Source organism: Parablautia muri, assembly GCF_009917485.1.
Classification (GTDB): domain Bacteria; phylum Bacillota; class Clostridia; order Lachnospirales; family Lachnospiraceae; genus Suilimivivens; species Suilimivivens muri.
In genome coordinates this window covers 1-550 of record NZ_QZDT01000207.1, presented here as the reverse complement: position 1 = coordinate 550, position 550 = coordinate 1, and the positions used below count along the sequence as shown (strand labels likewise).

The 550-nt window shown below is 53.5% G+C and carries 1 protein-coding gene; it reads right to left on the bottom strand.

Annotation, left to right across the window (positions count from 1 at the left end; all coding sequences use genetic code 11):
• On the bottom strand, nt 1–550 hold a 550-nt coding region (locus D5281_RS25260), incomplete at both ends, for an ImmA/IrrE family metallo-endopeptidase (RefSeq protein WP_160562578.1).

Genomic DNA, 550 nt, shown 5'->3' with positions numbered 1-550 from the left:
CCGAAAGAGTAGTCCGACGTATCAAGCCCGTAATGTTGGCAGACAGTATAGGCGACGCTTTCCGCTTCGACTTCGCGGGTGCGGCGGTCAATGTGGGGCTGCTGCTCGTCCTTTGGCGCGTTGAGGTCAATGTCGTGCAGCTTCGCATGGGCGATTTCGTGAATGGCGGTCTTTAAGGTCTGCAATTCGCTCATGCCCTCGTTGATAGCAATGCGCTTGTCCTCCAAGTGGTAGTAGCCATGAGAGCCGCCCTCGATTTCTTCAAAGGCGATAGGAACGGGGGAAGTCTTTTCAAGGGCTGCGAAAAAATCCTTGTAGCGGTCAACGTCGCCTGTCAGTTCGTCAACGGCAATGTCCGGCAGCTCCTTTCCCTCGGTCTGGGAAACGTCAAAGACTGATACCACCTTGTAGGCGGGTATGGTGACTTCCTTTTCCTCGGTGACAGGCTTCCCGTCCTTGCCGATTATGGGCTTCTGCGTGTGCGGGTCGATTTTCTGCATTTCCTGTTTGATTTTATAGGGCGACGGGGCAATGATTTTAATTCCCTTTT